This is a genomic window from Pseudomonas sp. SIMBA_068, from assembly GCF_046534705.1.
Classification (GTDB): Bacteria; Pseudomonadota; Gammaproteobacteria; order Pseudomonadales; family Pseudomonadaceae; genus Aquipseudomonas; species Aquipseudomonas putida.
The window spans coordinates 1-230 of record NZ_JAWRYI010001846.1 but is presented as its reverse complement, the minus strand read 5'-3'; the positions used below and the strand labels follow the sequence as shown (position 1 = coordinate 230).

The following is a 230-nucleotide window of genomic DNA, read 5'->3' as shown; positions in this document are numbered from 1 at the left end:
AATGGGACAAAACAGCAACTCCACTGAGTGATGTTATTACCGCCTTGGCTAAAATAGGCTACAAAGCATATCCATTTCAGGCCGATACCGAAGCACAACAAAAACAACAAACTGCAAAAGCATACATTCGCCGCTTGGGTGTGGCAGGCCTAATGACAATGCAAGTAATGATGTTTGCATTTGCCATGTATTTTGGCATGTTTTCAGGTATGGATAGTAATTTTGAACAG

Annotated in this window: 1 protein-coding gene; it reads left to right on the top strand. The window is 41.3% G+C overall.

Annotated features, from left to right (window positions below):
- The coding region (locus SB756_RS36155; protein ID WP_410914066.1) for a hypothetical protein at positions 1-230 on the top strand (230 nt) is incomplete at both ends.